Source organism: Paracoccus caeni, from assembly GCF_016629665.1.
Lineage (GTDB): Bacteria > Pseudomonadota > Alphaproteobacteria > Rhodobacterales > Rhodobacteraceae > Paracoccus > Paracoccus caeni.
In genome coordinates this window covers 751,838-776,469 of sequence record NZ_JAEPRQ010000001.1, presented here as the reverse complement: position 1 = coordinate 776,469, position 24,632 = coordinate 751,838, and the positions used below count along the sequence as shown (strand labels likewise).

The 24,632-nt window shown below is 63.0% G+C and carries 22 protein-coding genes; 12 read left to right on the top strand and 10 right to left on the bottom strand.

The window, feature by feature from the left end; all coding sequences use genetic code 11:
* Positions 1-60: 60 nt before the first annotated feature.
* Together JJJ17_RS03740 and ggt (JJJ17_RS03735) are read right to left on the bottom strand one after the other, a co-directional pair.
* Entirely contained in the window at positions 61-1,032 is a 972-nt protein-coding gene (locus JJJ17_RS03740; RefSeq protein ID WP_200683886.1) for a 2-hydroxyacid dehydrogenase, read from the bottom strand.
* Entirely contained in the window at positions 1,029-2,681 is a 1,653-nt protein-coding gene (gene ggt / locus JJJ17_RS03735; protein ID WP_200683884.1) for a gamma-glutamyltransferase, read from the bottom strand. The genes JJJ17_RS03740 and ggt (JJJ17_RS03735) overlap by 4 nt, the downstream gene beginning before the upstream one ends.
* A gap of 360 nt (positions 2,682-3,041) precedes the next feature.
* On the opposite strand from ggt (JJJ17_RS03735), the gene ggt (JJJ17_RS03730) reads away from it, so the two are divergent.
* The 4 genes from ggt (JJJ17_RS03730) (at position 3,042) to JJJ17_RS03715 (ending at position 8,063) form a co-directional block, all read left to right on the top strand.
* Positions 3,042-4,619, top strand: a complete 1,578-nt coding sequence (ggt, locus tag JJJ17_RS03730) for a gamma-glutamyltransferase (RefSeq protein ID WP_200683882.1) — start codon at positions 3,042-3,044, stop codon at positions 4,617-4,619.
* Positions 4,620-4,642: 23 nt separating this feature from the next.
* Complete coding sequence (locus JJJ17_RS03725) at positions 4,643-5,638, top strand: bile acid:sodium symporter family protein (RefSeq protein ID WP_200683880.1); 996 nt, start codon at positions 4,643-4,645, stop codon at positions 5,636-5,638.
* A gap of 122 nt (positions 5,639-5,760) precedes the next feature.
* Positions 5,761-7,812, top strand: a complete 2,052-nt coding sequence (locus tag JJJ17_RS03720; protein ID WP_200683878.1) for a type VI secretion system Vgr family protein — start codon at positions 5,761-5,763, stop codon at positions 7,810-7,812.
* On the top strand, positions 7,812-8,063 hold the full coding sequence (locus tag JJJ17_RS03715; RefSeq protein WP_200683876.1) for a PAAR domain-containing protein: 252 nt from the start codon (positions 7,812-7,814) through the stop codon (positions 8,061-8,063). Before JJJ17_RS03720 ends, JJJ17_RS03715 begins: the two co-directional genes overlap by 1 nt.
* Positions 8,064-8,165: 102 nt before the next feature.
* On the opposite strand, the gene JJJ17_RS03710 is transcribed toward JJJ17_RS03715, so the two are convergent.
* Entirely contained in the window at positions 8,166-8,534 is a 369-nt protein-coding gene (locus tag JJJ17_RS03710) for a winged helix-turn-helix transcriptional regulator (protein ID WP_200683874.1), read from the bottom strand.
* Between the two features lie 109 nt (positions 8,535-8,643).
* Here JJJ17_RS03710 and JJJ17_RS03705 point away from each other — a divergent pair, with 109 nt between their 5' ends.
* Complete coding sequence (locus JJJ17_RS03705) at positions 8,644-9,351, top strand: glutathione S-transferase family protein (protein ID WP_200683872.1); 708 nt, start codon at positions 8,644-8,646, stop codon at positions 9,349-9,351.
* A gap of 38 nt (positions 9,352-9,389) precedes the next feature.
* Here the strand turns inward: JJJ17_RS03705 and JJJ17_RS03700 are convergent, their stop codons facing one another.
* From JJJ17_RS03700 to kynU, 4 genes are all read right to left on the bottom strand, one after another.
* Entirely contained in the window at positions 9,390-12,464 is a 3,075-nt protein-coding gene (locus JJJ17_RS03700; RefSeq protein ID WP_200683870.1) for an efflux RND transporter permease subunit, read from the bottom strand.
* A complete protein-coding gene (locus JJJ17_RS03695) occupies positions 12,461-13,567 on the bottom strand; it encodes an efflux RND transporter periplasmic adaptor subunit (RefSeq protein ID WP_200683868.1) in 1,107 nt (368 codons plus the stop codon). Before JJJ17_RS03695 ends, JJJ17_RS03700 begins: the two co-directional genes overlap by 4 nt.
* Positions 13,564-14,610, bottom strand: a complete 1,047-nt coding sequence (locus tag JJJ17_RS03690) for an efflux RND transporter periplasmic adaptor subunit (RefSeq protein WP_234463854.1) — start codon at positions 14,608-14,610, stop codon at positions 13,564-13,566. Before JJJ17_RS03690 ends, JJJ17_RS03695 begins: the two co-directional genes overlap by 4 nt.
* A gap of 103 nt (positions 14,611-14,713) precedes the next feature.
* Complete coding sequence (kynU, locus tag JJJ17_RS03685; protein ID WP_200683864.1) at positions 14,714-15,901, bottom strand: kynureninase; 1,188 nt, start codon at positions 15,899-15,901, stop codon at positions 14,714-14,716.
* 36 nt (positions 15,902-15,937) lie between these two features.
* On the opposite strand from kynU, the gene JJJ17_RS03680 reads away from it, so the two are divergent.
* Together JJJ17_RS03680 and JJJ17_RS03675 are read left to right on the top strand one after the other, a co-directional pair.
* Complete coding sequence (locus JJJ17_RS03680; protein ID WP_234463853.1) at positions 15,938-16,756, top strand: alpha/beta hydrolase; 819 nt, start codon at positions 15,938-15,940, stop codon at positions 16,754-16,756.
* A 132-nt stretch (positions 16,757-16,888) separates the two neighbouring features.
* Positions 16,889-18,007, top strand: a complete 1,119-nt coding sequence (locus JJJ17_RS03675; protein WP_200683862.1) for a vWA domain-containing protein — start codon at positions 16,889-16,891, stop codon at positions 18,005-18,007.
* Between the two features lie 84 nt (positions 18,008-18,091).
* Here the strand turns inward: JJJ17_RS03675 and JJJ17_RS03670 are convergent, their stop codons facing one another.
* Both JJJ17_RS03670 and JJJ17_RS03665 read right to left on the bottom strand, forming a co-directional pair.
* A complete protein-coding gene (locus tag JJJ17_RS03670) occupies positions 18,092-18,421 on the bottom strand; it encodes a hypothetical protein (protein ID WP_200683860.1) in 330 nt (109 codons plus the stop codon).
* Positions 18,418-19,149, bottom strand: a complete 732-nt coding sequence (locus JJJ17_RS03665) for a DUF421 domain-containing protein (RefSeq protein ID WP_200683858.1) — start codon at positions 19,147-19,149, stop codon at positions 18,418-18,420. The genes JJJ17_RS03670 and JJJ17_RS03665 overlap by 4 nt, the downstream gene beginning before the upstream one ends.
* A gap of 116 nt (positions 19,150-19,265) precedes the next feature.
* Here JJJ17_RS03665 and wrbA point away from each other — a divergent pair, with 116 nt between their 5' ends.
* From wrbA to JJJ17_RS03650, 3 genes are all read left to right on the top strand, one after another.
* Positions 19,266-19,865 (top strand): NAD(P)H:quinone oxidoreductase, encoded by a 600-nt coding sequence (gene wrbA, locus JJJ17_RS03660; protein ID WP_200683856.1) that lies wholly within the window; start codon positions 19,266-19,268, stop codon positions 19,863-19,865.
* A 96-nt stretch (positions 19,866-19,961) separates the two neighbouring features.
* On the top strand, positions 19,962-20,432 hold the full coding sequence (locus JJJ17_RS03655) for a YbaK/EbsC family protein (protein ID WP_200683854.1): 471 nt from the start codon (positions 19,962-19,964) through the stop codon (positions 20,430-20,432).
* 40 nt (positions 20,433-20,472) lie between these two features.
* Positions 20,473-21,303 (top strand): aldo/keto reductase, encoded by an 831-nt coding sequence (locus tag JJJ17_RS03650; RefSeq protein WP_200683852.1) that lies wholly within the window; start codon positions 20,473-20,475, stop codon positions 21,301-21,303.
* Positions 21,304-21,327: 24 nt separating this feature from the next.
* Here JJJ17_RS03650 and JJJ17_RS03645 read toward each other — a convergent pair whose 3' ends face one another.
* Positions 21,328-22,644 (bottom strand): SAM-dependent methyltransferase, encoded by a 1,317-nt coding sequence (locus JJJ17_RS03645; RefSeq protein WP_200683850.1) that lies wholly within the window; start codon positions 22,642-22,644, stop codon positions 21,328-21,330.
* 319 nt (positions 22,645-22,963) lie between these two features.
* Here JJJ17_RS03645 and JJJ17_RS03640 point away from each other — a divergent pair, with 319 nt between their 5' ends.
* Positions 22,964-24,223, top strand: coding sequence for a lytic murein transglycosylase (locus JJJ17_RS03640; RefSeq protein WP_200683848.1), 1,260 nt, complete (start codon positions 22,964-22,966; stop codon positions 24,221-24,223).
* 142 nt (positions 24,224-24,365) lie between these two features.
* Positions 24,366-24,608: a hypothetical protein gene (locus tag JJJ17_RS03635; protein ID WP_325168758.1), complete on the top strand. Its 243-nt coding sequence runs from the start codon at positions 24,366-24,368 to the stop codon at positions 24,606-24,608.
* Positions 24,609-24,632: the final 24 nt, after the last annotated feature.

Genomic DNA, 24,632 nt, shown 5'->3' with positions numbered 1-24,632 from the left:
CCGTTGCGAAAATACCGACTGCAACGCCCGCCCCGTTGCGCGGCGTCTGCGCAGATCGCATCACACCAGAACGTCCCCCGGCTCCGGCTCATCTCCCCGCGCGACCGCCTGCAGGTTCGCAATCATCCGCCTCAGCCCCGTTGCAAAACCTTCGGCCGACAACGCCCCTACATGCGGCGTCAGAACCACCTGCGGCAGGCCGAGCAGCGGATTATCCGTCTCGACCGGCTCAACCGAAAACACATCGATCCCGGCCCCGCGCAGCCGCCCCTCCCGGATCGCCTCGGCCAGATCAGCCTCGACCAGAACCCCGCCTCGCGCGGCATTCACCAACACCGCATCCGGCTTCATCAGCGCCAGTTCCCGCCGCCCGATCAGGTTGCGCGTGCTGTCGTTCAACTCGCAATTCAGCGTCACGACGTCGGCCTGCGCCAGCAGATCATCCAAGGGCGAATAGCGTGCGTTCAGCGCAGCCTCGTCCTCTGCCGATAATGGATTTCTTTTGAAATACAGAACCCTGCATCCGAATCCCTGCAACAGCCGCGCCAGCGCTTGCCCGATATGACCCATGCCGATGATACCCACGGTCCTGCCGCTCAGCGTCGCACAGCTTGGCCCGACCTCGCCCTTCAGCCATTTGCCCTGCGCGATCCCCATATGCCCCCGCACGATATTGCGATTGACGGCAAGGATCAGGCCCAGTGTCGTCTCGGCCACCGTCACCGCATTCGCGCCGGTCGTCCGCATGACTCTGACGCCCGCCGCCCGCGCCGCATCAAGATCGAAGCCGTCATAGCCCACGCCCCATTTATGCACCGCCTTCAGCCCCGGAACCGCGAACATCGCCGCCGTCACCGGCACATCGCCGGTGATCGCAAAGGTCGCGCCCTGCAAGGACGCCACCTGATCTTCGGGCGCGCGCGATACCGCCGTGGCGATGTCCCAACCCTCTGGCAGATATGGCTTTATCCGCTCCAGCCGCTCTGGCCCCATCGGGTCAAGCATCACCAGTCGCACCATATCGCCCCTCATATCGTGAACCGCACGCCCGGCCGTGCCAGCCCGCCGCCCTGCGCCAATACCGTCCCGTCCGCCCGCCAGCAGGCCGCGCCGGTCATCATCCCATCCGCCTCGAAAGAGATCGCGTTCATCCCGCCACCGATGGTCTTGACCAACCGCACCTCATGCCCAAGCGCGCGAAGCGCATCGGCCATCGGCGCATAAGCCGGTTCAAGCTCGACATGCTGCCCGTCTGTCCAAACTCGCGGTGCCTCGACCGCCTGTTGCAGGTCCATCCCATGATCAATCAGATTGACGATCGCCTGCATCGCCGAGGGGAAAATCCGCACTCCACCCGGCAGCCCAAGCGCAAAGGCGGGCCGTCCGTCCTTCAGCACGATCATCGGCGCCATCGAGGTCGGCACCCGCTTGCCCGGCTGGATCGACAAAGCCAGCCCCGGATGCGGATCGTAGTTCAGCATATAATTGTTCGGAATGATCCCGGTCCCCGGCACCATGAAGCAGGCACCGAACAAGCCATTGATCGTATGGGTAGAACTGACGATGTTGCCATCCCGGTCGGCAACCGTCAGATGCGTGGTATCGCGGCTTTCGTGAATGTTCGGCTTGATCGGCCCGGCCATTCCCAGCCTCGCCAGACAGTCCCGCGCATAGGCTTTCGAGGTGAACCTCTCGACCGGAACATCGACGAAATCGGGATCGCCCGACGCGGCGCGGCGATCTTCGAACCCCTGCCGGATCACCTGTGCCAGCAGGTGCAGGCTCTGGGCCGAACCGAAGCCCATCGCGCCGATGTCGAAACTCTCCAGCATGTTCAGCATCTGCACCACATGCACCCCGGACGAGGCAGGCGGCGGCGGACCGGCAATCGTATAGCCGCGATAATCGCCAAAGATCGCCTCACGCTCGACCGCGCGGTAATCGGCCAGATCGTCCAGCGTCACACTCCCCGCATCCGGCCCTCCCGTCGCCAGCCGCTGCACCAAAGCCGCGCCAAGCGCCCCGCCATGCAGTGCCGCATCGCCTTCGCGCTGGATCAGCCGCAGGCTTTCGGCATAGTCGCCCATGACCAGCCGAGACCCGACCGCGACCGGCTGACCCTCTGGCAGCAGAAGCCGCGAGATTTCGGGGTCGCGCAGCAGGTCCGACTGACACTCATGCAGCGCGCCGTTCAGGTAATGGCTGACCAGAAACCCACGAGAGGCAGCACGAATGGCGGGCTCGACCACATCGGCAAAGGGCAGCTTGCCATAACGCCGCTGCATCATTGCCCAGCCGCGCAGATTGCCCGGAACCGCCACAGCCGAGGGGCCGATGGTGTTTCTCCGCCCCGCGACTTCCATATAATCCGGCGGCTGATCCGAGACCGGCTGGAACATATCGGGCCGCGCATTTCGCCCAGTCACCGACAGCGCATCGATCACCACATGCCGCCCATCGGCCAGACGGATATGGCTGATCCCGCCCCCCGCAATACCGACCATCATCGGCTCAACCACCGTCAGCGTCAGCATCGCCGCTACCGCCGCGTCGATGGCATTCCCACCCGCCGCCAGCATCTCTGTCCCCGCAGCCGAGCCAAGCGGCGCGTTCGTCACCACCACGCCCAAGGCTCCGCTGGCCGGGCGCTTCTCGCAGATGAAGGGCAATGTGGACGGCAAGGCAGGCTCTCGGTTGCGGATAGGCTGACCATAGGCGCGGCGCGCGGGCAGTAAAAGACCTTGGAAACCCGGCCTTCCGCACAGAGCATAGGGCCGTGCCCGACCGCGGAAGGGCACAGATACAGTTGTTCTTGGCACTTTATCGTGCAACCCCGTCGGACATAGCTGTTGAGCGGAACATCACCGAAGTGCCCGCCCGGTGGGCGGTCGGGCACTGCCCGGCGTCGCCTGAAGGCGACTTGAATCCGGGCGGGTTCTTCATCTTCAAGGTGCAGGTCCCGTAGTCATTATCCTTTCGCCCTAGGCTTGCACTTCCCCGCAATCCCGCCCTTCATCGCTGCTGCAAGACAGGAGGCGATGATGTTCGATTTCTTCTCGGCCCGCAGGCGCCCGACATTGACGGGCCGGGCGATGATCGCCACCTCGCATCCCCTGCCCTCGGCGGCGGGTCTTGAAATTCTTGCCGCAGGTGGCAATGCGGTCGATGCCGCGCTCGCGGCGGCGGCGGTTCAGGCGGTGGTCGATCCGCTGATGAACGGGATCGGCGGCGATTGCTTTGCCCTCTATGCCCCGGCAGGCGGCAAGATGAAGGCGCTGAACGGCTCGGGACGCGCGCCCGCCGCAGCGACCATCGAGGCGTTGCAACAGGCAGGGCTGACCGACACGATCCCGCATGAAAACCCGCATGCCGTGACCATCCCCGGTGCGATCTCGGCATGGTGCCGGTTGCATCAGGATCACGGCAGTCTGCCGCTGTCACGGCTGTTCCAGCGTGCGGTAGAATATGCTGAGAACGGCTTCCGGGTGACGCCTCGTGTCGCGAAGGACTGGGCGGGATCGGTGCAGGTGCTGGGCGCGGATGCCCGCTCGATCCTGATGCCGTTGGGCCAGCCGCCCGCCCCCGGCGACCATCTGAGCCAGCCGCTGCTGGCCAAGCTTCTGCGAGACATCGCAGAACATGGCGCCGCTGCGTTCTATGAGGGTGCGACCGCGGAAAGCATGGTGAACTTCCTGCGCTCGAAAGGTGGCCTGCACAGCGTTGAGGATTTCGCCGACGGCCGCGACGGCGCGACGTGGCATGACCCGATCAGCGCCGATTATCGCGGCTTTACCATCCAAGAATGCCCGCCGAACGGCCAAGGTATCGCCGCCCTGATGATCCTGAAGATCATCGAGGGTTTCGACATGGCAACCCTGCCCGAGGTGGACCGCACCCATATCCTCGCCGAGGCGACGAAGCTGGCCTATCACCACCGCGACGCGCTGGTGGGCGATCCAGATCATTCGGGCGATGTGGTCAGGACGCTGCTGTCCAACGAAGCCATCCTGCGCCTGCGCGACCGGATCGACATGAACCGCGCCCAGCCGCCGGTGCTGTGGGACGAGCCGGAGCATAAGGATACGATCTATCTCTGCGTCGTGGATGCCCAAGGGAACGCCGTCTCGTTCATCGGCTCGATCTTTCAACCCTTCGGCTCGGGTCTGATGGACCCGGCGACAGGGGTGCTTTTTCAAAGCCGCGGTGCCTCGTTCCGCCTGATCCCCGGCCATCCGAACGCCATCGGGCCGCGAAAACGTCCGATGCACACGATCATCCCCGGCATGGTCACCCAAAACGGGCGCACTGTCATGCCCTTCGGCGTCATGGGCGGCCAGTATCAGGCGACCGGCCATGCGGCATTTCTGTCGAACCTGATCGACCTTGGCATGGACGTTCAATCGGCCATCGACGCGCCGCGCAGCTTTGCCACCGGCGGCAGGCTGGACATCGAGCCGACCATACCGCAAGAGGTGCGAGACGCGCTGGAAGCCCGGGGGCATCGGGTGAATGTGCTGAAAAGCCCTATGGGCGGCGGTCAGGCGATCCGCATCCGCGAAGATGGATTGCTGGAAGGTGGCTCGGACAGCCGCAAGGACGGGATGGCACTGGGCCTCTGAGGCGCATTGAAGATGAGACGCAGATGAAGTTCCTGAAACGCTTTGGCATCGATCTTTACATGCTGCTGCTGATGGCGGTGGTGACGCTGGGCGCGCTGATCCCGGCGCGGGGCGTGGGGGCCGAGGTGCTGGGCCACGTCACCTTCTGGGCGGTGGCGCTGCTGTTCTTTATCTACGGGGCCAAGCTGGATCTGGCCTCGATCCGCGCGGGCATCATGAACCTGCGCCTGCAATCGCTGTCCTTTCTGGCGACTTATGTGATGTTCCCGCTGATCGGGCTGGCCTTTGCCGGGTTGCTGGGCCGATGGCTGGGACCGGAGCTGACGCTGGGCCTGTTGTTTCTGGCGGTGCTGCCTTCGACCATTCAGTCGTCGATTGCCTTTACCGGCATGGCGGGCGGCAATGTGCCTGCGGCGATCTGTTCGGCCACAGTGTCGAACCTGATCGGCGTGGTGCTGACGCCCGCGCTGATGGCGCTGATCCTGCATCAAAGCGGCGGTGTCAGCGGCGACGCGGTGATCAAGATCGCCACCCAGATCCTGCTGCCTTTCGCGGTGGGCCAGATGCTGCGCCGCTGGATCGGCAGCTTCATCCAGCGCCACAAGCTGCTGACGATGATCGTTGACCGCGGCTCGATCCTGCTGATCGTCTATTCCGCCTTCAGCGCGGGCACGGTCGCGGGCATCTGGTCGGCGATCCCGGTGCCCCGCTTCATCCTGCTGGGGCTGGTGATCGCGCTGTATCTGGCCATCGTCATGGGGCTGATGAGACTTGCATGGAAGCAATTCCGCCTGCCCCGACCCGACGGGATCACGCTGTTGTTCTGTGGCTCGACCAAAAGCCTTGCGACCGGATTGCCGATTGCGACAGCATTGTTTCCGCCCTCGCAGGTGGGTGCGATCGTGCTGCCGATCATGCTGTTCCACCTGCTGCAACTCTTGGTCTGCGCAGTGCTGGCACAGCGTTTTGCCGAAGAAATTAACCCTGCGTCATCCTCAAACCCTTCGAAACAGGGTTAACGAAACTCCGGGAATTGGCTGGTTTGCCAGCGGCATGAGGGCAGTTATCCTTTGCGCCTCGCTGACAAAAATGCGATGGTCGCCGGATATTGACTGAAGACCATTACCGGAGACGGACGCGAATGAACGCGCCTTTCAAGCAATTGCAACGTTTGGGTCGGTTGACGACCGTACTTGGTCAGGACGAATTGGTCCTTCTGCGCTTTGACGGCACCGACCACCTGAATGACCTTTTCGAATTCCGTGTCGAAGCCTTGGCCACCCGTGAGGATGTCGATTTCGACGCCCTGATCGGCACCCATGCCACCGTCGAGATCGAGGGGCGAGAGGCTTCCCGGCCCTTCGACGGCATCGTCACGCAGGCCCGCTGGGCAGGCGTGGGCGAGAATGGCCACCGCTATGATCTGACCTTGCGTCCGTGGTTCTGGCTTGCTGGCCGTCGCCGCAACCAGCGGATCTTTCACAACAAGACCGTGGTGCAGATCATTCAGGAATTGCTGTCGGACTATGCCCAGCTTGGCGATCCGGCGCTGGAGATCAAGCTGAACAACGACTATCCAGTGTTGGAATACACGGTGCAATACCGCGAATCCGACCTCGATTTCGCCCGCCGCCAGATGGAGCGGCACGGGATCAGCTTCCACTTCAAACATACGCGGGGCAGCCACACGCTGGTCCTGACCGATGACGTGCTGGCGCATGAGACCATCGGCGCGCGGCCCTATAAACGCTATGACGGCCACCATCAGCCCGAGGGCGAGCATTTCTGGGAATGGGCGCCCGAGCGGAACCTGACCACCGGCGCAATCCGGCTGACTGATTACAACTTCAAAAAGCCCGATCAGGCGATGGAGGCGGATCGCATCGGTGATGCCGCCTATGCGCAGGGCCAGATCGAAAGTTTCGATTATCCTGGCGATTACCCGGCGCAATCGGTCGGCAAGATCGTTGCCGGGCTTCGTGCCCATCAGGAACGCGGCTCTGACCGCCGCAATCGCGCCATCGGCGACACGCTGTCGCTGGGCGCGGGCAAGATCGTCGAATTGTCGGGCGATCCGGTCCCCGGCTCGGGCGAACGGTATCTGTGCCTGTCAGCCGTCTATCACTTCGTCAGCGAAGCCTATGGCTCGGGGGATGAGACCAGCGATGGCTATAGCTTCACCGGCAGCTACACGCTGACCCCGGATACCGCGCCGATGGTGCCCCCGCGCAAGACCTTTGTGCCTGCCGTCCAGGGTCCGCAGACCGCGGCCGTGGTCGGCGACGGCGAGATCGACTGCGACGAATATGGCCGCATTCTGGTCCGCTTCCATTGGGATCTGGAGGATGCGTTTTCGATGCGTTGCCGGGTCAGCCAGAACTGGGCCGGCAATGGCTGGGGTGGCATGGTGATCCCGCGTATCGGCATGGAGGTCGTGGTCGAGTTTCTGGAAGGCGACCCCGACAAGCCTCTGGTCACCGGCTGCGTCTATAACGGTCGCAATCAGGTGCCCTATGCGCTGCCCGCCAACAAGACGGTCAGCACCTTCAAATCCGACACTCATCAGGGCAGCGGCTATAACGAATTCCGCTTCGAGGATGAGAAGGGCCGCGAAGAGGTCTTCATGCATGCGCAGAAAGACCACAACACGATCATTGAAAACGATGAAAGCCACTCGATCGGCCATGACCGCAGCAAGACGGTGGGCAACGATCAGTCGGAATCGATCGGCAATGACAAGACGATCAGCGTCGGCCACGATCACCGCGAGAATATCGGCAACGACATGTTCTACGATGTCGGTCAAAGCCAGCAGGAAAACTATGGCAAGGACCACATCCACCGGGTCGGCAATATCCACAAACAGTCGATCTATGCCGACCATCTGTACGAGGCAGGCCGCAATTTCGAGGGCGAGGTGTTCGGGCGCTACACGCTGGACGTAGGCGATTCGATCACCAACAACACCAAACGCCACACGCTGATGGCCTATGAGAAGATGCAGATCAAAGGCCCCGGCGGCAAGATCACCATCGACGCCAGCGGCATCACGCTGGAGGCGCCGACGATCTGGCTGAAGGGCAACGTGATCATGGGCGGCTCGGGCGGGGCGCAGGTGCCGACGCTGCAAATGGCCGCGCGCGAAGGGCTGCCGCTCTGCGAGGAATGCGCCAAGTTCGATGAGGAAGCCTGATGATCGTCGCGCGCGTCGGTGACAAGCATCTGTGCCCGCAGCACGGCCCGAACGTCATTATCGAGGGCGGCAGCGCCACCGTTCAGGGCCGCGCCGTGGCCCGCGTCGGCGATAAATGCGCCTGCGGCGGCGTGATCGTTGAAGGCAGGCCGGGGGCGCTGATGGATGGCCGCCCGGTGGCCTATATGGGCTCCAAGACAAGCTGCGGCGGCGTCATCGTCGAATGCAGCGGCAGCGCCACTTTCGCCTGATCATAGGCGGCAATTTAAGACGGTAGAGCACACGCCCGGAATCAAGTCGCCTTCAGGCGACGCCGGGCGGTGCCCTGCCCTCTTCTTCGGATCGCAACCGCCTCAAAAAGCTGAATGCCGGTCCGAACCAGCCCGCTCGACCAGCGGCTCTTCCTGCTCGACCGGGCTATTCGCTTCCCACCAATCGCCAAGCGCATCGATCAGCGGCACCAGTTGCTGACCGGCTGGCGTCAGATCGTATTCCACCCGCAGCGGATAGCCGCCAAATTCAGTGCGCTGAACAATCCCCGCCTCTTCCAGTTTCCGCAACTCGACCGTCAGCATCTTGTGCGAAATCGTCGGGTTGTCGCGGCGCAGGTCGCTGAAGCGCTTGGTGCCTTCCTGCAGGTAATAGATGAGCAGGGTCGGCCAGCGACCGCTGAGAACCTGCATCACCTCTTCGATCGGGCAACGGGAGATCAGCGTTTTCATGGCGTCCTCGTGGTTACGAAAAGGTGCGTAATTTACTTTGCATTGAGGGTGCTTAGGTTCCCGTCATGCTGCGCAGCGTGATCCTTATCAAATCACGAGGAACTGAAACATGGAACCTGTTCTGATCTATGGCTTCCCGGCGGGAAGCTCGATGGGGCTTGTCGCGGCTCTGGAATGGCTGGGGCAACCCTATCGCCTCTGCCGCGTCGATATGATGGGCGAGATGCGCGAGCCTGCCTACAAGCGCATCAATCCGCGCGTCGAAACCCCGGCGCTGATCACCGATCAAGGCGAGGTGCTGACCGAGACGATGGCCATCGCCGCATGGTTCGAAGCGCGCGATACCGAACGGCGCATCAGCTTTGACCCGCTCAGCCGAGAAGCGGACCGGATGCATCAGATGATGGCCTTCATCAACACCGGCTTTACCGGCGCGTTCAGCCCGCTCTGGGCCGCGATGGAGATGGAGCCGCCCAATCCCGCGCTGCAATCGGCTTTGCGGGAATGGGGTCGGGATGCGGTGATCGAACGCCACGACCGGCTGGAAGAGATGATAGAGGGCGACAGCTTTCTGATCGTAGATCATCCGACGCTGGCCGACGGCTTGCTGATCGGCATCGCGCGTTGGCTGGACTTTCATCAGGTGGCGCCGCAAGCCCACTGGCCAAAACTTGCCGCCCTGCGCGCCCGGATCGAAGCGGACCCGGCGGTGATCTATGCCACCGCGCTTGAGAATGGCGAAAACCAACCCGGCAATGGCGCCTGTAAAGGTCATCTGCCGCTGGCGGAGGTGATCCGGCGTTTCGGGCGCAACTGATCAAGGAAAGGGCCGGGATCATCTCCCGGCCCTTGTCGTTATGCAGGCTCTGCCACCGTCTCCGCTTCATCATCGTCGGTCGGTGGTTTCACCCCCATGACCACGCAATAAAGCGCCGGGACGAACAGTAGCGTGATCACCGTCCCGGCGATGATGCCGCCCATCATCGAGAAGGCCATCGGTCCCCAGAAGACCTGCCGCGAGATCGGGATCAGCGCCAGCGATGCCGCCGCCGCCGTCAGCAGGATCGGACGCGCCCGGCTGTCAGATGCCTCATAGACAGCCTGCCATTGCGACCGGCCCTTGTGCAGCAGTTCCTGTATCTCGTGGACAAGGATGATCGAGTTGCGGATCAGAATCCCGATCAGCGCCAGAATCCCTAGGATCGCCACGAAGCCCATCGGCACACCAAATGGCACCAGCACCGCGACCACCCCGATAAGGCCCAGCGGAGCCGCTGCGAAGACGATCAGCGACAGTCGGAAGCTTTGCATCTGCATCATCACCAGAACCGCCATGATCAGCAGCATCACCGGCACGACCTGGGCAATCGGCTCCTGACTTTCCGCCGAGGATTCGACCGTCCCGCCGATTTCGATGGTGACCGATGACGGCAGCGTCTGGCGATAGGCCTCGACCCGGTCGGCCAGTGCGTTGACCAGTGTGGCGGGTTGATCTGCCGTGCCGATGCCCGCCTTGACCGAGACGGTAGGCAGGCCGTCGCGTTGCAGGATCATCGGCTGCTCGGTCCCGTATTCCAGCGCCACCAGTGAGGTCAGCGGAATGCGGCGGCCATCGGGCACTGCAAGTTGCAAGTTGCGGATCGAATCCAGCGATTGCCGGTCCGCAGCCTCGCCCCGCGCGATCACATCGACAAGGAAGATGTCGTCGCGCAACTGCGTGACCGTGGTGCCGGAATAGACCGCCGACAAGGCATCGGCGATGTCCTGCGAGGTCACGCCAAGCTGCCGGGCCTGATCCTGATCGACCTCCAGCCGCACGACGCGGGCAGGCTCGTTCCAGTCCAGCGTGATCTCGCGCAGGCGGCTTTCTTCGGACAGAACCGTCGCCAGACCGCGCGCGGCATCGCGTGCCTCGTCCACATTCGGGGCGCTGACGCGATACTGCACCGGCTTGCCGACCGGCGGCCCGATTTCAAGGTTCTTGATGGTGATATCGACCCCGGCGAAGTCGTTCTCGGCCAGATCGCGCAGCTTCGCCTTGACCCGGTCGCGTGCGGCCAGATCGGGCGTCTGGATCACCAACTGTCCCATCTGCGGCCCAGCCGTCGGCACGTCGAGCGACAGCACGAAACGCGGCGCGCCCTGCCCGACATAAGAGGTCCAGAACAGCACATCGTCATCGCCCTTCAGCGCGGCTTCCAGCTTGTCCATATCCGCCCGCGTCTTGGCAATCGAGGCATTCTGACGCTCGTTGATATCGACCAGAACTTCGGTCCGGTCCGATGATGGGAAGAACTGCTGCTCTACGAACCGCATCCCGTAAAGCGAGACCATGAAGACCAAGAAGGTCAGCACCACGGTCGTCCAGCGGAAACGCATCGCCATCAGCAGCAGCCGATGAAACTGGCGACGCAGCCATCCGGGCTTTGGCTCGTGATGCCCCAGATTTTCCTTGAGGAAGGCCACGCCCAGAAGCGGCGCGAACAGGACGGCGACGAACCACGACACCGTCAGCGACACCGCGATCACCACGAAAAGCGAGAAGGTGAATTCGCCCGCAGCCGAATTGTTCAGCCCGATAGGGATGAAGCCCGCCACCGTCACCAGCGTTCCCGACAGCATCGGAAAGGCAATCGAGGTCCACGCATAACTGGCCGCCTTGCCCAGCGACTCGCCCAGTTCCAGCCGTGAGATCATCGTCTCGATGGCGATCATCGCGTCATCGACCAAAAGCCCAAGCGCGATGATCAGCGCGCCGAGCGAGATCCGCTGCAGCGTGATCCCATACAGCTCCATGATGACGAAGGTGATCGCCAGCACCAGCGGTATGGTCAGCGTGACCACGAAACCGGCACGGAAACCAAGGCTGACAAAGCTGACCGCCAGAACGATCACCACCGCCTCGATCAGCGCGGTGATGAAATGGCCCACGGCCTCTTCGACCACATGCGGCTGATCGGCAAACTTCGCCATCTCGATCCCGATGGGCAGATCGGCCGCAATCTCGGCCATCAGCGCATCAAGCTCTTTCCCGAATTCAAGGATATTCTCGCCATCGCGCATGCCGATCTGCAAACCAATAGCAGGCTCGCCATTATAGCGGAACAGACTTTGCGGCGGGTCTTCATAGCCGCGTGTGACGGTCGCCACATCGGTCACGTTGAAGAACCGTTCGCCCACGCGCAGGTTCACCGCAGCAATCGCCGAGGCGTCGTCGAACTGACCGCCGACGCGGACCAGCACCCGTTCCGGCCCCGCCTCGATCACACCCGAGGGCGCGATGGCATTCTGCTGTGCCAGCGACTGCATCACCTGCTGCTGGTTCAGCCCAAGCGCGGCCAGCCGTGCGGGCGAGAATTCAAGGAAAATCTGCTCTTTCTGCTCGCCCAGCAATTCGGTCTTGCCAGCGGCGTCCAGCGCGCTCACCCGTTTGCGAATGGTCTCGACCTGATCGCGCAATTCGCGGGGGCTGAAGCCATCGGCGGTGAAGGCGTAAATATTGCCGTAAACGTCGCCGAAATCGTCATTGAACTGAAAGCCCAGAAACTCCTGCGGGAAATCCGGCCTGATGTCGGACATCATCTCGCGGACACGCTTCCACACCTGCGGCACTTCCGATCCCGGCGTAGTCGGCAAAAGCTCGACATAGACGACCGATTGCCCCGGCATCGTGACCGAGCGGGTGAAGTAAAGCTCGTCAAGCTCTTCCAGCTTGGTCTCAATCCGCGTGGTGACCTGTTTCAGCGTGTCATCGATGCTGGCACCGGGCATGGCCGCGCCGATCACCATGACCTTGATGGTGAAGTTGGGGTCTTCCTCGCGGCCCAACCGGGCATAGCTGAGCGATCCGGCAAGCAGCGAGATGATCAGCAGGAACCAGACGAAGCTGCGGTGATGCAGTGCCCAGTCGGACAGATTGAAGCGTTTCATGGATCAATCCTCCGGCCCACGGCCTGACCTTCTTCAAGCGAGTGAATGCCGCGGATGACAATCTCATCCCCCGGCTCGACCCCGGACTGGATCAACACGCGCCCCTGAAATTCCGGTGTATGTTCTATCGCGACCGCATTGACCGACGCCTGATCGTCCTGCCGTGTCACCCGCCAGACATGCGGGCTGCCGTCGCGGTCGATGACCGCCGTTGCGGGAAGCGACAGGACCGGCGCGCCCTCGGTTCCCGGCCGGGCGCGGATCAGCGCACCAAGCCGGAAAGGCGCATCGGCGGGCAGCGTCAGGTAAAGGCGGCGGGTGCGGGTCGCGGGATCGGCAATCGGATCGATGCGGTCCAGCACGGCTGCAATCTCGACCGTCGGCGCGGTTCGTTGCCAGACGGTGAAAGCGGCGTCAGACGGCAGGCCGGTCAGCGCAGAATCGGGAAGGTCGATCACTGCCTCGCGCCGGTCGTCGGCTGACAGTTGCAGGATCGGCGCACCGGCGCTGACCACCGCGCCCGGCGCTTCATAGACGGCGCTGACCACACCGGCGAAGGGCGCGACCATGCGGGCAAAGCCTTCCGCATCCTCGGCCTGAACCAATTCCGAGCGCGCCTGTTCAGCGGCAGCATCAGCGGCGGCGGCGGCACGCTGCGCCTCTTCCAACTGGGCGCTGCTGGCGACATTGCGGTCAGCCAGAGCCTGCGTCCGTTCTAGCGTTGTGCGCGCGGTGTCGCGCTGCACCTCTGCGGCGTCCAACGCCGCCCGCGCGGCGCGGGTCGATGCCGCCATGTCCTCACCGGCAAGCTCGGCCAGCACCTCGTCCTTTTCGACGCGGTCGCCCAGTTCGACATCGCGCCGCACCATGCGGCCCAGCGTCTGGAAGGCCATCGTCACCTGCGTCCGCGATTCGACCACGCCGGGAATCCAGCGCACATCCTCGCCATGGCCCTCGACGATCTCCGAAACGATGGGACGCGGCGGCCCCGCCGTTTCCTCGGCATGGCCCGAAAAATCCAGCCAATCGGGCAGGCTCAGCGCCGAAGCGGGTGCGGCCAGCAGCGCGCCAAGGCCAACAACGGTCAGAAAGCGCGTGATCATGGCAGGGTCTCCGCCTTCTGGACCTGTCGGCCCGGATACATCAGTTGCGAACCGGCCCCGACGATCCTTTCGCCGGGCTGAACGCCTTCCGACAGGAACACCAGACCGTTCAGGAAATGGCTGATCGTGACCGGGACCAATTCCACCCGATCCTCATCGCCCACGCTCCAGACAGCAGAGGCCGCACCGTCGCGCATCAGCGCCGTCCACGGGACAGCGATCCCGGTATCGGTCGCAATCTCGACCTGCCCCCGCACCGCTGCACCCAGAAGCGCTGTGTCGGCGCGCACATCGTCGATGGCGACGCGCAAGGTCACCGTGCCGTCCTGAGGATCGACCAGCGGCGCGATTTCAATGATGGTGCCGGTCATCTCGGGTCGGGCGATATCCAGCGTCTGAAGCTGCAACTTCGCCCCTAGCGCCGCGTCCAGATGCGGGTGATCGGGCGCGCCAAAGACCGCCTCCAACCCGTCCAGCGAGGCCAGCGACACCGCTGGCTGCGCCGCGCCGACGATCTGGCCGGGGGCAAGATCGCAGGCCGTCACCACCGCCGACTGCGGCGCGCGCAGCACCGTATCCTCGACCGCGCGGCGCGCCTGATCCAGCGCGCTTTCGCCACGCTCGACCGCGCCATTCGCCTCGGACTCGGCCTGCACGGCGGCATCGCGTGCCGCCCGTGTGCCGACGCCGCGCGCCAGCAAAGCCTTGGCCCGGTCGCTGGCCTGCTTGGCCTGTGCCTGCGCCGCCCGGGCCGAATCCAGCGACGCCTGCGCCACCCGCAGCGCCTGATCCTGCTGCACCGAATCCAGCCGGGCCAGAGGATCACCGGCGGCAACCTCATCGCCCTCGTCGACCATCACCTCGATCACGCGCCCGCTTTGGCGAAAGCCAAGCTCGATACTGTCGCGCGCCTCAATCGTGCCGGAAAGCTTCAGGTCCACCAATACCGGCTGTTCCTGCGCCTCGACGATCTCGACGCGAAGCGGGCCGTCCTGCGCCAAGGCACCTGCTGCAAAGAGCGGTAAAGCAATAAACGCGGTCAAAATGCTCCGCGCCGTCGTCCTTCGAAAAACTGGCATGCCACCGACCCTCTCGTATCGGATGACATTTGGGATCAAGTTTGCGCTATTGCAAAGCCCTGTGTCCCTACGTCACCGCGGATTTCTGATGAAATTCCGGCCTGTCCCATGAGGATTTTCGCAGGATTTCCCCTAACACTTCAACAGCCTGCGACACATCGTCCCGGTCATTATAAAGCGGAGCAAAGCCAAAGCGCAGCACATCGGGTGCGCGGAAATCGCCGATCACCCCTTCGGCAATCAGCGCCTGCATGATCGCATAGCCCTGCGGATGGCGGAAACTGACCTGCGAGCCGCGCTGCGCCGGATCGCGCGGCGTGTTCAGGATGAGATCGGGGCTGGTCGCCTCGACACCATGAATGAACGCCTCGGTCAGCTCGATCGAGCGGGCGCGAAGATCCGCCATATCAACCCCGTCCCAGACATCCAGCGCCGCATCAAGGCCGGTCATCGCGATGACCGGCGGCGTGCCGACACGCATCCGCTCGATCCCCTTGGCGGGGTGATATTCCAGATCAAAGGCGAAGGGCGCGGCATGCCCCATCCAGCCTTGCAGGATCGGTTCGGCCTCATCGGCAAGGCGCGGATTGGTCCAGATGAAGGCGGGCGAACCGGGTCCGCCATTCAGATATTTATAGGTGCAGCCGACCGCAAAATCGGCATCCGCGCCCAGCAGGTCAACATCGACAGCCCCTGCCGAATGCGCCAGATCCCAGACCGTCAGCACGCCATGTTCATGTGCTTTCCGGGTCAGCGCCTTCATGTCGTGACGGCGGCCGGTGCGGTAATCGACCTCGGTGATCATCAGGACGGCCAGATCGTCGGTGATATTGGCCTCGACCTCTTCCGGCGCGACCACGCGCAATTCGGCACCGACGGCGCGGGCAAGGCCTTGGGCCACATAGAGATCGGATGGAAAATTGCCGCTGTCGGACAGGATCACCCGCCGGTCGGGCCGCATCACCCGCGCTGCACTGACCGCCTGAAACACCTTGATCGACAGGGTATCGCCCATGACCACCTGTCCCGGCCCTGCCCCGATCAACCGCGCCACCCGGTCGCCGACCTTGCGCGGCTGATGATACCAGCCCGCCCGGTTCCAGCCGGTGATCAGCATCTCGGACCATTCCCCGACCATCATCTGCGCCACGCGCTGTTCAGCCCCGATCGGCATCGGACCAAGCGAGTTCCCGTCCAGATAGGTGATCCCCGCCGGCAAATGAAACGCGCGGCGGGTGGCGTTGAAATCCGTCATGATTGTGCCTCCTGTTACCGAAAGGTTAACAGTGCCATGATCGCGCCGGAAGAGGGAGAAACGCCGATGCTCTATCAGGTCACCGATTGGGACGACGCCTATGCCAACAGTCCCCATATCGCGAATGCCGCGGCGATTCTGGAGAAGCTGCGGACATCCTCTGACGCCTTCCGCGCGGCCCATGATCCGCGGCCTCTGGGCCGGGGGCGGATCTATCTGCCCGATGCACCGGCGCGCGGATTGGCTGTCTTCATCCATGGCGGCTACTGGAAAGAGCCGTTCCCCGATCTCTGGTCCGGCCTTGCTGCGGGGGCGTTCGCGCAGGGCTGGGCGGTGGCGATGCCAAGCTATGAACTGGCTCCGCATGCCCGGATCAGCGCGATGACCGCCGAGGTCGCGGCTGCGATCACCGAGGCCGCGACACTGACCGAAGGCCCGATCGCGCTGACCGGCCATTCGGCGGGCGGTCATTTGGCAGCGCGGATGGTCTGCGACGATGGCACGCTGCCGGATGAGGTTTTCCGGCGGGTCACGTCCTGCGTTCCGATCTCGCCCATCAGCGATCTGCGGGCGATGATGCGAACGAAGATGAACGAGACGCTGGGCATCGACACCGAAGAGGCGTTGCGGGAAAGCCCTGCTCTGCTCCCCCCCCGCCCCGACGTGCCTGTGACCACCTGGGTCGGCGGCTCTGAACGGCCCGAATTCATCCGGCAGGCGCGGCTATTGGCGGATGTCTGGGCCGGGTTGGGTGCTGCGACCGATTGCGTGGTCGAGCCGGGCTGCAACCACTTCACCATTCTGGACGGCCTGACCCGCCCGGACAGCCCGCTGATGAAGCGGCTGTTGGGCTGACGGCAACCACGCCGAACACGGCAGTTCACGCGGCATGACAATCACGCCAGAAACGCGCGCTACACGCGCTTGTCGTTTTGCGGCGCCATGGGCTGGTGGCAGCATCCGGTCATTCACACGAAGGACAGGCTCATGCGCAATTTCGCCCTTACCGCTTCCGTCAGTTTCTCAACCCTGCTTTTTCCCCTTTCCGCAATTGCCGAACAGGACCGACAGCAAAGCACCCAATCCGCCCGCCCGCAGGTGCAGGTGGCGTTCGTCCTTGACACGACCGGCTCGATGTCCGGCCTGATCGAGGGTGCGAAGCAGAAAATCTGGTCGATTACCAATACCATTCTCGACGTGAACCCCGATGCCGATATTAGCATGGCGCTGATCGGCTACCGCGACCGGGGTGATGAATATGTGGTCAAGCCGTTCCATATGACGCGCGACGTGCAGGGGCTTTATTCCGAACTTCGTCGCTTCACTGCAGACGGCGGCGGCGACACGCCGGAATCCGTCAATGAGGCACTGGAAGCCGCCGTCCGGGGGCAGGATTGGACCGAGGGCGACAATGTCCGCCGGATCATCTTCCTTGTGGGCGATGCCCCGCCGCATATGGATTACCAAAACGCGCCCCGCTATGCCGAGGTGATCTCGGCCGCGCGGGAAAAAGGCATCATCGTGAATACGATTCAGGCCGGAGACGACCCGGAGACGCGTGAATACTGGCAGGAAATCGCCCGGCTGGGCGGGGGACAGTATCACCCGATCCCGCAGGACGGTGGCCAGATCGTGCAGATCCAGACCCCTTATGACCAGCAGATCAACGATGTGCAGCGGCGCATCGACGATACCATTGTGCCCTATGGCACCACCCATGCACAGGAGGCTGTGCGTGAAAAGGTGGCCGAACGGGCCGACGCCCCTGCATCGGTCCGCGCCGACAATTCCAGCTTCTACGCCAAGCGCGGCGGTGGTGAGGCGGTGACGGGCGGCAGCGATCTGGTCGCCGATATCGAAAGCGGCTCGGTCTCGCTGGATGCTGTTCCCGAGGCGGAACTGTCGCCAGAACTTCGCGGCATCGCTGCGGGAGAACGCGACGCCTTCGTCCGCCAGAAGCAAGATGAACGGAAAGTGCTTGAGGCAGAAATGGCCGATCTGGTCGGCAAGCGCGATGATTTCATCAAGCAAGAAAGCACGGCATCAACCGGCGGCGACAGCTTTGACAACACCGTCCGGTCGTTGCTCCGCGATCAGTTGGGCTGAGCGTATCATCTAGGAGAAACGGCAGGGCGCGAGCAGAATGTTCGCGCCCTTGTCAGCACATAAGCCCGCCGATCAGCGAAGCCTCTATTCTTCGTCCGACGCGCCCTGACAGCCCTCGAAGAACGGCTGCATCTGCGCCACGATCACCGAATTTTCGTCCAGCGCCCGGGTCATCAGCTCTTTTTCCTCGTCGCTGATCTCGTGCCCGTCATCCAGCCGGTCCTGAAGCGTGCCGTAGCCGGTCACATCCAGCGGCGACAGTCCCGCCTGTTTCAGGATGGCGACCGTCTCGCGTACCGCCTCGGCCTGATCCTTGCCCGAGGCGTAGCACATCAGCGCTGCGCCGGTAGAGCCATCCGGCAAGCCGTCATCCTTGGTGCGACCGACTTCGACCAGCAGGGTATAGACGTTCATTCTGGCTCTCGCTCTTCCTTGGCTGGTGCAATCCACTGTGTCGAACTGCAAAACTCGCATACCCCATCGGGCAGCACGGTGGCGGCGCGGGCTGTCGCGCCACAGGTCAGACAGCATGCCAGCCCGCCGGGCGCAAGGGCCGGATCGCGCAGTGGCGCCGGACGATCTTGGGAGGGGAAGACCCCGTCGGGCGGAAGGAGCGGCAATCCGGGACGGGCATGCGGCCGGCGAAAGATCGACAGCTTGCCGCTGCTTTCCAGATAGGCGTGCTGAACCTGCCCCAGATTGCGGATACCGGCCTCGCGCAGCAGACCCCGAATCTCGGCCGGTCCCATGTCGCAGGCGTTCAGCCCCTCATGGACCAGCCGCCCATCGCGGACCAGCTCGACCGGGCGACCGTCGATCAGATCCTTCGCCCTGTCGGATCGCAGCAACAGCAAATCCAGCAGCTTGTTCGCGGAAATCACCACGGTGATCACCAGCATGGCGACCAGCAGCGGCACCTCTGGATAGAACATCGCATCGCCCACCGCCGAGCCAAGCGCGATGACCAGCACGAATTCAACCATCGACAGTTGCGCAATGCCGCGCCCGCCGATCCAGCGGATCATCAGCAGCGTGTAGATGTAGATGATCAGCGTGCGGACCAGAATCTCGGCATAGAAAAGCAGAGGTTGTTCACCCAGAAACATCCGGTGCAGATCGAAGGGAATGATGTTCTGATCCATGGTGCCTTGCGGTTTTCCCGAACGCGGTGTTCTTGATTGCCGATCTATTCGAACCATTCCCGCTCGAATACGTTCCCGATCGACAGTTGATCACAACCCGCTGAAGGAATTCGCAGATGGCTAAAGTTCTGGTTCTCTATTACTCGGCCTACGGTCACATCGAGCAGATGGCAGAGGCCGTCGCCGAAGGTGCCCGCGAAGCCGGAGCCACCGTAGATATCAAACGTGTGCCCGATCTGGTTCCCGACGATGTCGCGAAAGCGTCCGGCTACAAGCTGGACCAGAAGGCGCCCATCGCCCAGATCGCAGATCTCGAGAATTACGATGCCATCGTCATCGGCACCGGCACCCGCTTTGGCCGGATGAGCAGCCAGATGGCGAATTTCCTTGATCAAGGGGGCGGTCTTTGGGCGCGTGGCGCGCTGAATGGCAAGGTCGGGGCGGCCTTTTCCTCGACCGCGACCCAACACGGCGGGCAAGAAACGACGCTGTTTTCGATCATCACCAACATGCTGCATTTCGGTCTGACCGTTGTCGGGTTGGATTACGGTTACCAAGGTCAGATGGACGGCTCGAAAATCGTCGGCGGTTCGCCCTATGGCGCGACGACCATCACCGGCGGCGATGGCAGCCGCCAGCCCGGCGAAGAGGATTTGGGCGGTGCCCGCTATCTGGGCCGTCGCGTTGCAAACACCGCGGCGAAACTTTTCGGCTGAAGCTGGCCGGTTCACGGAATGGCGGGGGCGTCCTCTGGACGCCCCCTTTCGTTTGCGCAATCATCACCGCCTGACCTGACAGCGAGGGAGGCGGGATTGAGCAAAAGTCTTGCACGGGTAAAGGCGGCTTTGGCGGCTTCAGACACGCCCGTCGAGGTGCTGGAAATGTCCGAAAGCACGCGGACCGCCGAAGAGGCTGCTTCCGCTGCGGGCTGCGAGGTCGATCAGATCGCCAAATCGATCATCTTTCGCGGCGAGGATAGCGGCCATGTCGTGCTGTTCCTGACGGCTGGCGGCAATCGCGTCGATCCCGCCAAGGCCGCCCTTGTCGCCGGGCAACCGCTGGGCAAGGCCGATGCCGGACTGATCCGGGAAGAGACCGGATTTGCCATCGGCGGTGTCGCCCCCATCGGCCATCTGAACCCCGTAACCGCCTATTTCGACCCTCGCCTTCACGACTTCACCCAAGTCTGGGCGGCTGCGGGCACCCCGCGCCACATCTTTGCCATTGCGCCGGATCGCCTGCTGGAAATCACCGGCGCGACCGAAGCGGATTTTGTTCAGTAGTTTCTTACCCCTTATTCCCTCTTTTCAAAGGAGCCTTCCGATGCAGCAACCGACATTGATGCTCAACGATGGCAGACGCATTCCGCAGCTTGGCCTTGGGGTCTGGCAGATGCCCGAGGATGAGGTGCAGGACGCCGTCGCGTCCGCGCTGAATATCGGCTACCGGCTGATCGACGGTGCCGCGATCTATCGCAACGAGGCCGGAATGGGGCGCGGTGTCCGCGAGGCCGCCGTGGCCCGGGACGAGGTGTTCGTCACCTCGAAACTGTGGAACGCCGATCAGGGTCGCGACTCCACCTTGCGGGCGTTCGACACCACGATGGAGCGGCTGAAGCTGGAATATCTGGATCTCTACCTGATGCACTGGCCGACCCCGGCGCGCGGGCTTTACGTCGAGACATGGAAAGCGATGATCGAATTGCGCGCCTCTGGCAGGGTGCGGTCCATCGGGGTGTCGAATTACCACGAAGCGCATTTGCGGAAACTGATCGACGAAACCGGCGTGACCCCGGCGGTGAACCAGATCGAACTGCATCCTTCGCTGAACCAGTCGCATATGCGCGAGGTAGATCGCGACCTTGGCATCATCACGCAAAGCTGGTCGCCACTTGGTCAGGCGACTGCGCTGGCCTCGGGTCCGGTGCAGCAGATCGCAGACCGACTGGGGGCGTCGCCCGCGCAGGTGGTGATCGCCTGGCATATGGCGCATGGGCTGTCGGTGATCCCGAAATCCGTCAACCCCGACCGCCAGCGCGAGAATTTCGAGGCGCTGACGCTGCGCCTGACCGATGAGGACATCGCGACAATAGACGCGCTGGACCGCCCGGACGGACGGATCGGGCCGAACCCGGACGACTACGAGACGACCTGAGCGGCGCTCAGCCGCGAACCGATCCTAACAGGCCGCATGCCCCTGTCGGCGCCATTCCGGCGCCTCTTCCTCGGTCACGTCGGGCCAATCATCCGGCCAGGCGGGACCCGGGATACCGCGCTTGCATTCCAGTTCGGCCAACTGCGCTTCGGCGTCAGCAATATAGTCGCGCGTGACCGGCACGGCGTCGCTGCGATGGGCAAGCTGGATCTGATAGACGACCATGCTCCCCTCGCGGAAAGACACCTCGCTGCCTGCAAGATAGAATTCCCACATCCGGCAGAACGCCTCGTCATAAAGCGCTTTGGCCTCGTCGCGGCGGGCAAGGAAGGCTTCGCGCCATGCCTTCAGCGTCTCGGCGTAATGCAGGCGCAGGATCTCGACATCGGTCGCGATGAGCCCGGATTTTTCGATGGCGCGGGAAATTTCGGACAGGGCCGGGATATAGCCGCCGGGGAAGATATATTTCTGCAGGAACGGATTGGTCGCGCCCGGCGGTTCCGCGCGGCCAATCGTGTGCAGAAGCATCACCCCATCCTTGCGCAGCATCGCAGCGCTTTTGCGGAAGAATGTATCGAAATGGTTGACGCCGACATGTTCGAACATCCCGACCGAGACGATGCGGTCGAAGGTCTCATCGATGTCGCGATAATCCTGCAGCCGGAAATCCGCAGGCAAACCATCGCGACCGGCACGGCGCTGCGCGACTGCAAGCTGTTCGTCCGACAGCGTCACCCCGGTCACGCGGGCCTCGGCGACGCGGGACAGATACAGCCCCATTCCACCCCAGCCACAGCCGATATCCAGCACATCCAGCCCGTCACGCAGCAGCATTTTCGCGGCGATATGCCGCTTTTTCAGCAGTTGCGCGGTGGCCAGCGGCGTATCGGGCGTCGGGAACCAGCCGCAGGAATATTGCATGTCGGGATCAAGGAACATGCGGTAAAGATCGGCCGAAAGATCATAGTGCCGATGCACGTTGTCGCGCGCGCGCAGGCGCGTGTTCATCTGACGAAACCGCCTTTGTGCGATCCGCGCCTTATCCAGCGCCTTCATCCAGAAAACCGGCATCAGTTCGCGCCCGGCATTCAGATGCGCCAGCATGATGAGGTCATAGACAGAGCCTTCGAGGATATCGACCTCACCCTCCATGAAGCATTCACCCAGCTTCAGGGCCGGATTGACGGCGACCGCGCGTTCGGCGCTGGCAGAGTTAAAGCGCATGACAATGGCCGGGCCAGAGCCGTCGCCGTAGGCAATCCGGTCGCCATTACTACTGATGACGGTCAGATTTCCCCGGCTGACAAATCTGCCCAGAAAACTGCGTAGGATTGTGTTCATTTTCTTCATCCGACCTGGACACATTGCATCAAGGCAAGGGGCAGGATGAGCCGCAGCGTTTTGGGACAGCCTGCCACGAGAGATTTAACCGCGCGCGGTTGCCGAAGGTTTCTCTCATTTTACACGATATGCAAGTCTGTTGCTTCGCAGCAACAGTTCTAACCTGCCAGATGAACCGCCCAATCACAGCCCGCCGAAGATCGCGGCAGTCCGAATGGCGGCAAGGTGCCCGTGGCTGGACGTTACCCTATCCAAGCCGAATCGCATTCGTTACAGTGAATCACAATAAGAACCCAAGCAGTCACGAACAGGCGAACCAATGGCTTTCATCCGCGTATTCACCTCCTCCGTCCTGATCGGAGCCCTGGCCGCATGCGCCGCTCCGCTGAACCGCAGCCCCGGCTTTTCCGCCGCCGGTCCGGTAGAAGTTGCCCCGATCCCTGCTGCCTCGGCGGGTGATGAGGCCGGTCTGCAGCGCTTTGTCCAAAGTTTCCGGGCCCGCGCCCTGTCCTCAGGCGTTTCCGCCGCGACCTATGACCGGGCGATGCAATTCGCTCGCTACAACCCAGAGGTGATCCGTCTGGATCGTCGGCAGGCCGAATTCTCGCGCCCGGTCTGGCTGTATCTGGACAGCGCCGTGTCCGAAGTTCGGATCACCACCGGTCGTCAGAAAGCCTCGCAGCTCAGCAGCGCATTGTCCGCGATCGAGGCCCGTTACGGCGTTCCGCGCGAAATCGTGCTGGCCGTCTGGGGGATGGAATCGAACTTCGGCGCCAATCGCGGCAAGATGCAGATCATTCCGTCGCTGACGACGCTGGCCTATGACGGGCGGCGCGGCGAGATGTTCCAGAACCAGTTGATCGCGGCGCTGAAAATCCTGCAGGCAGGCGATACCGACCCGCAGCACATGCTGGGAAGCTGGGCGGGCGCGATGGGCCATACGCAGTTCATGCCGACCTCTTATCTGGATTACGCCGTCGATTTCACCGGCGATGGTCGCCGCGACATCTGGTCCGAAGATCCGACCGACTCGCTTGCCTCGACCGCGAATTACCTGCGCCGCAATGGCTGGGTGCCCGGACAGGCATGGGGGGCCGAGGTGCAACTGCCCTCGAACTTCAACATGGGCCTGATCGGCAAGGGCACCCGCAGATCCAGTGGCGATTGGTCGTCGCAAGGCGTGCGGCGGATCGGTGGTGGGTCGCTTCCCAACGGGAACGGCTCGATCATCATGCCGGCGGGCGCGCGTGGCCCGGCCTTCCTGATCCTCGACAACTTCCGCTCGATCCTGCGCTACAACAACTCGGACAACTACGCGCTTGGCGTGGCCTTCCTGGGCGAGCGGATCGCCGGGCGGTCGGGCATTCAGGGCGCATGGCCGCGCACCGACCGCCCGCTTTCGACCAACGAGCGCGAGGAAATTCAGCGCAGGTTGGCGCAGAAGGGCTTCTATCAGGGCGAAATCGACGGTCTCTTCGGCTCGGCGACGATGGAATCGGTCTCGGCCTATCAGCGTTCGATCGGCGTGACACCGGACGGATATCCGACCTCTGTCCTGCTGGATCAACTGCGCCGTTAAGGCAGTTTGCGTATTTCCGGGGCAGCAAATCCTGCTGTCCCGGAGGTTTGCCGCAGAAAATATATCTATTTGTTCAGATTGATTATTTGCAGCGTCTATCGTGCTATGATTGCATTATTGACGCTGACACAGGATTATCATCGTGACGAAAAAACTCATTGCCCTTGGTGCGCTGGCAGTTTCGCTCGCGGCCTGTTCGCCGCAGCAATTCGAATCCGCGCCGGTTACGGTGGACTCGCCGCAAGGCCCGGTCACCTGCCAGCTTTACACCAAAAACATGCTTGATTGGGATCGCTCGACCGACCGTCCGAACGGGATGAGCGTGACCGAGGCAGACAATCTCTGTCGGGCCGAAGGGCGTCGCCAACAGGGCGGGTCAAGCTGAGCAAACAGACCTTCCGCGCCAATA

Bases quoted from the DNA above. Each gene is read 5' to 3' on its own strand.
- JJJ17_RS03740 (WP_200683886.1), bottom strand. From the start codon at position 1,032: ATGAGGGGCGATATGGTGCGACTGGTGATGCTTGACCCGATGGGGCCA.
- ggt (WP_200683882.1), top strand. From the start codon at position 3,042: ATGTTCGATTTCTTCTCGGCCCGCAGGCGCCCGACATTGACGGGCCGG.
- JJJ17_RS03725 (WP_200683880.1), top strand. From the start codon at position 4,643: ATGAAGTTCCTGAAACGCTTTGGCATCGATCTTTACATGCTGCTGCTG.
- JJJ17_RS03720 (WP_200683878.1), top strand. From the start codon at position 5,761: ATGAACGCGCCTTTCAAGCAATTGCAACGTTTGGGTCGGTTGACGACC.
- JJJ17_RS03715 (WP_200683876.1), top strand. From the start codon at position 7,812: ATGATCGTCGCGCGCGTCGGTGACAAGCATCTGTGCCCGCAGCACGGC.
- JJJ17_RS03710 (WP_200683874.1), bottom strand. From the start codon at position 8,534: ATGAAAACGCTGATCTCCCGTTGCCCGATCGAAGAGGTGATGCAGGTT.
- JJJ17_RS03705 (WP_200683872.1), top strand. From the start codon at position 8,644: ATGGAACCTGTTCTGATCTATGGCTTCCCGGCGGGAAGCTCGATGGGG.
- JJJ17_RS03700 (WP_200683870.1), bottom strand. From the start codon at position 12,464: ATGAAACGCTTCAATCTGTCCGACTGGGCACTGCATCACCGCAGCTTC.
- JJJ17_RS03695 (WP_200683868.1), bottom strand. From the start codon at position 13,567: ATGATCACGCGCTTTCTGACCGTTGTTGGCCTTGGCGCGCTGCTGGCC.
- kynU (WP_200683864.1), bottom strand. From the start codon at position 15,901: ATGACGGATTTCAACGCCACCCGCCGCGCGTTTCATTTGCCGGCGGGG.
- JJJ17_RS03680 (WP_234463853.1), top strand. From the start codon at position 15,938: ATGATCGCGCCGGAAGAGGGAGAAACGCCGATGCTCTATCAGGTCACC.
- JJJ17_RS03675 (WP_200683862.1), top strand. From the start codon at position 16,889: ATGCGCAATTTCGCCCTTACCGCTTCCGTCAGTTTCTCAACCCTGCTT.
- JJJ17_RS03670 (WP_200683860.1), bottom strand. From the start codon at position 18,421: ATGAACGTCTATACCCTGCTGGTCGAAGTCGGTCGCACCAAGGATGAC.
- JJJ17_RS03665 (WP_200683858.1), bottom strand. From the start codon at position 19,149: ATGGATCAGAACATCATTCCCTTCGATCTGCACCGGATGTTTCTGGGT.
- wrbA (WP_200683856.1), top strand. From the start codon at position 19,266: ATGGCTAAAGTTCTGGTTCTCTATTACTCGGCCTACGGTCACATCGAG.
- JJJ17_RS03650 (WP_200683852.1), top strand. From the start codon at position 20,473: ATGCAGCAACCGACATTGATGCTCAACGATGGCAGACGCATTCCGCAG.
- JJJ17_RS03645 (WP_200683850.1), bottom strand. From the start codon at position 22,644: ATGAACACAATCCTACGCAGTTTTCTGGGCAGATTTGTCAGCCGGGGA.
- JJJ17_RS03640 (WP_200683848.1), top strand. From the start codon at position 22,964: ATGGCTTTCATCCGCGTATTCACCTCCTCCGTCCTGATCGGAGCCCTG.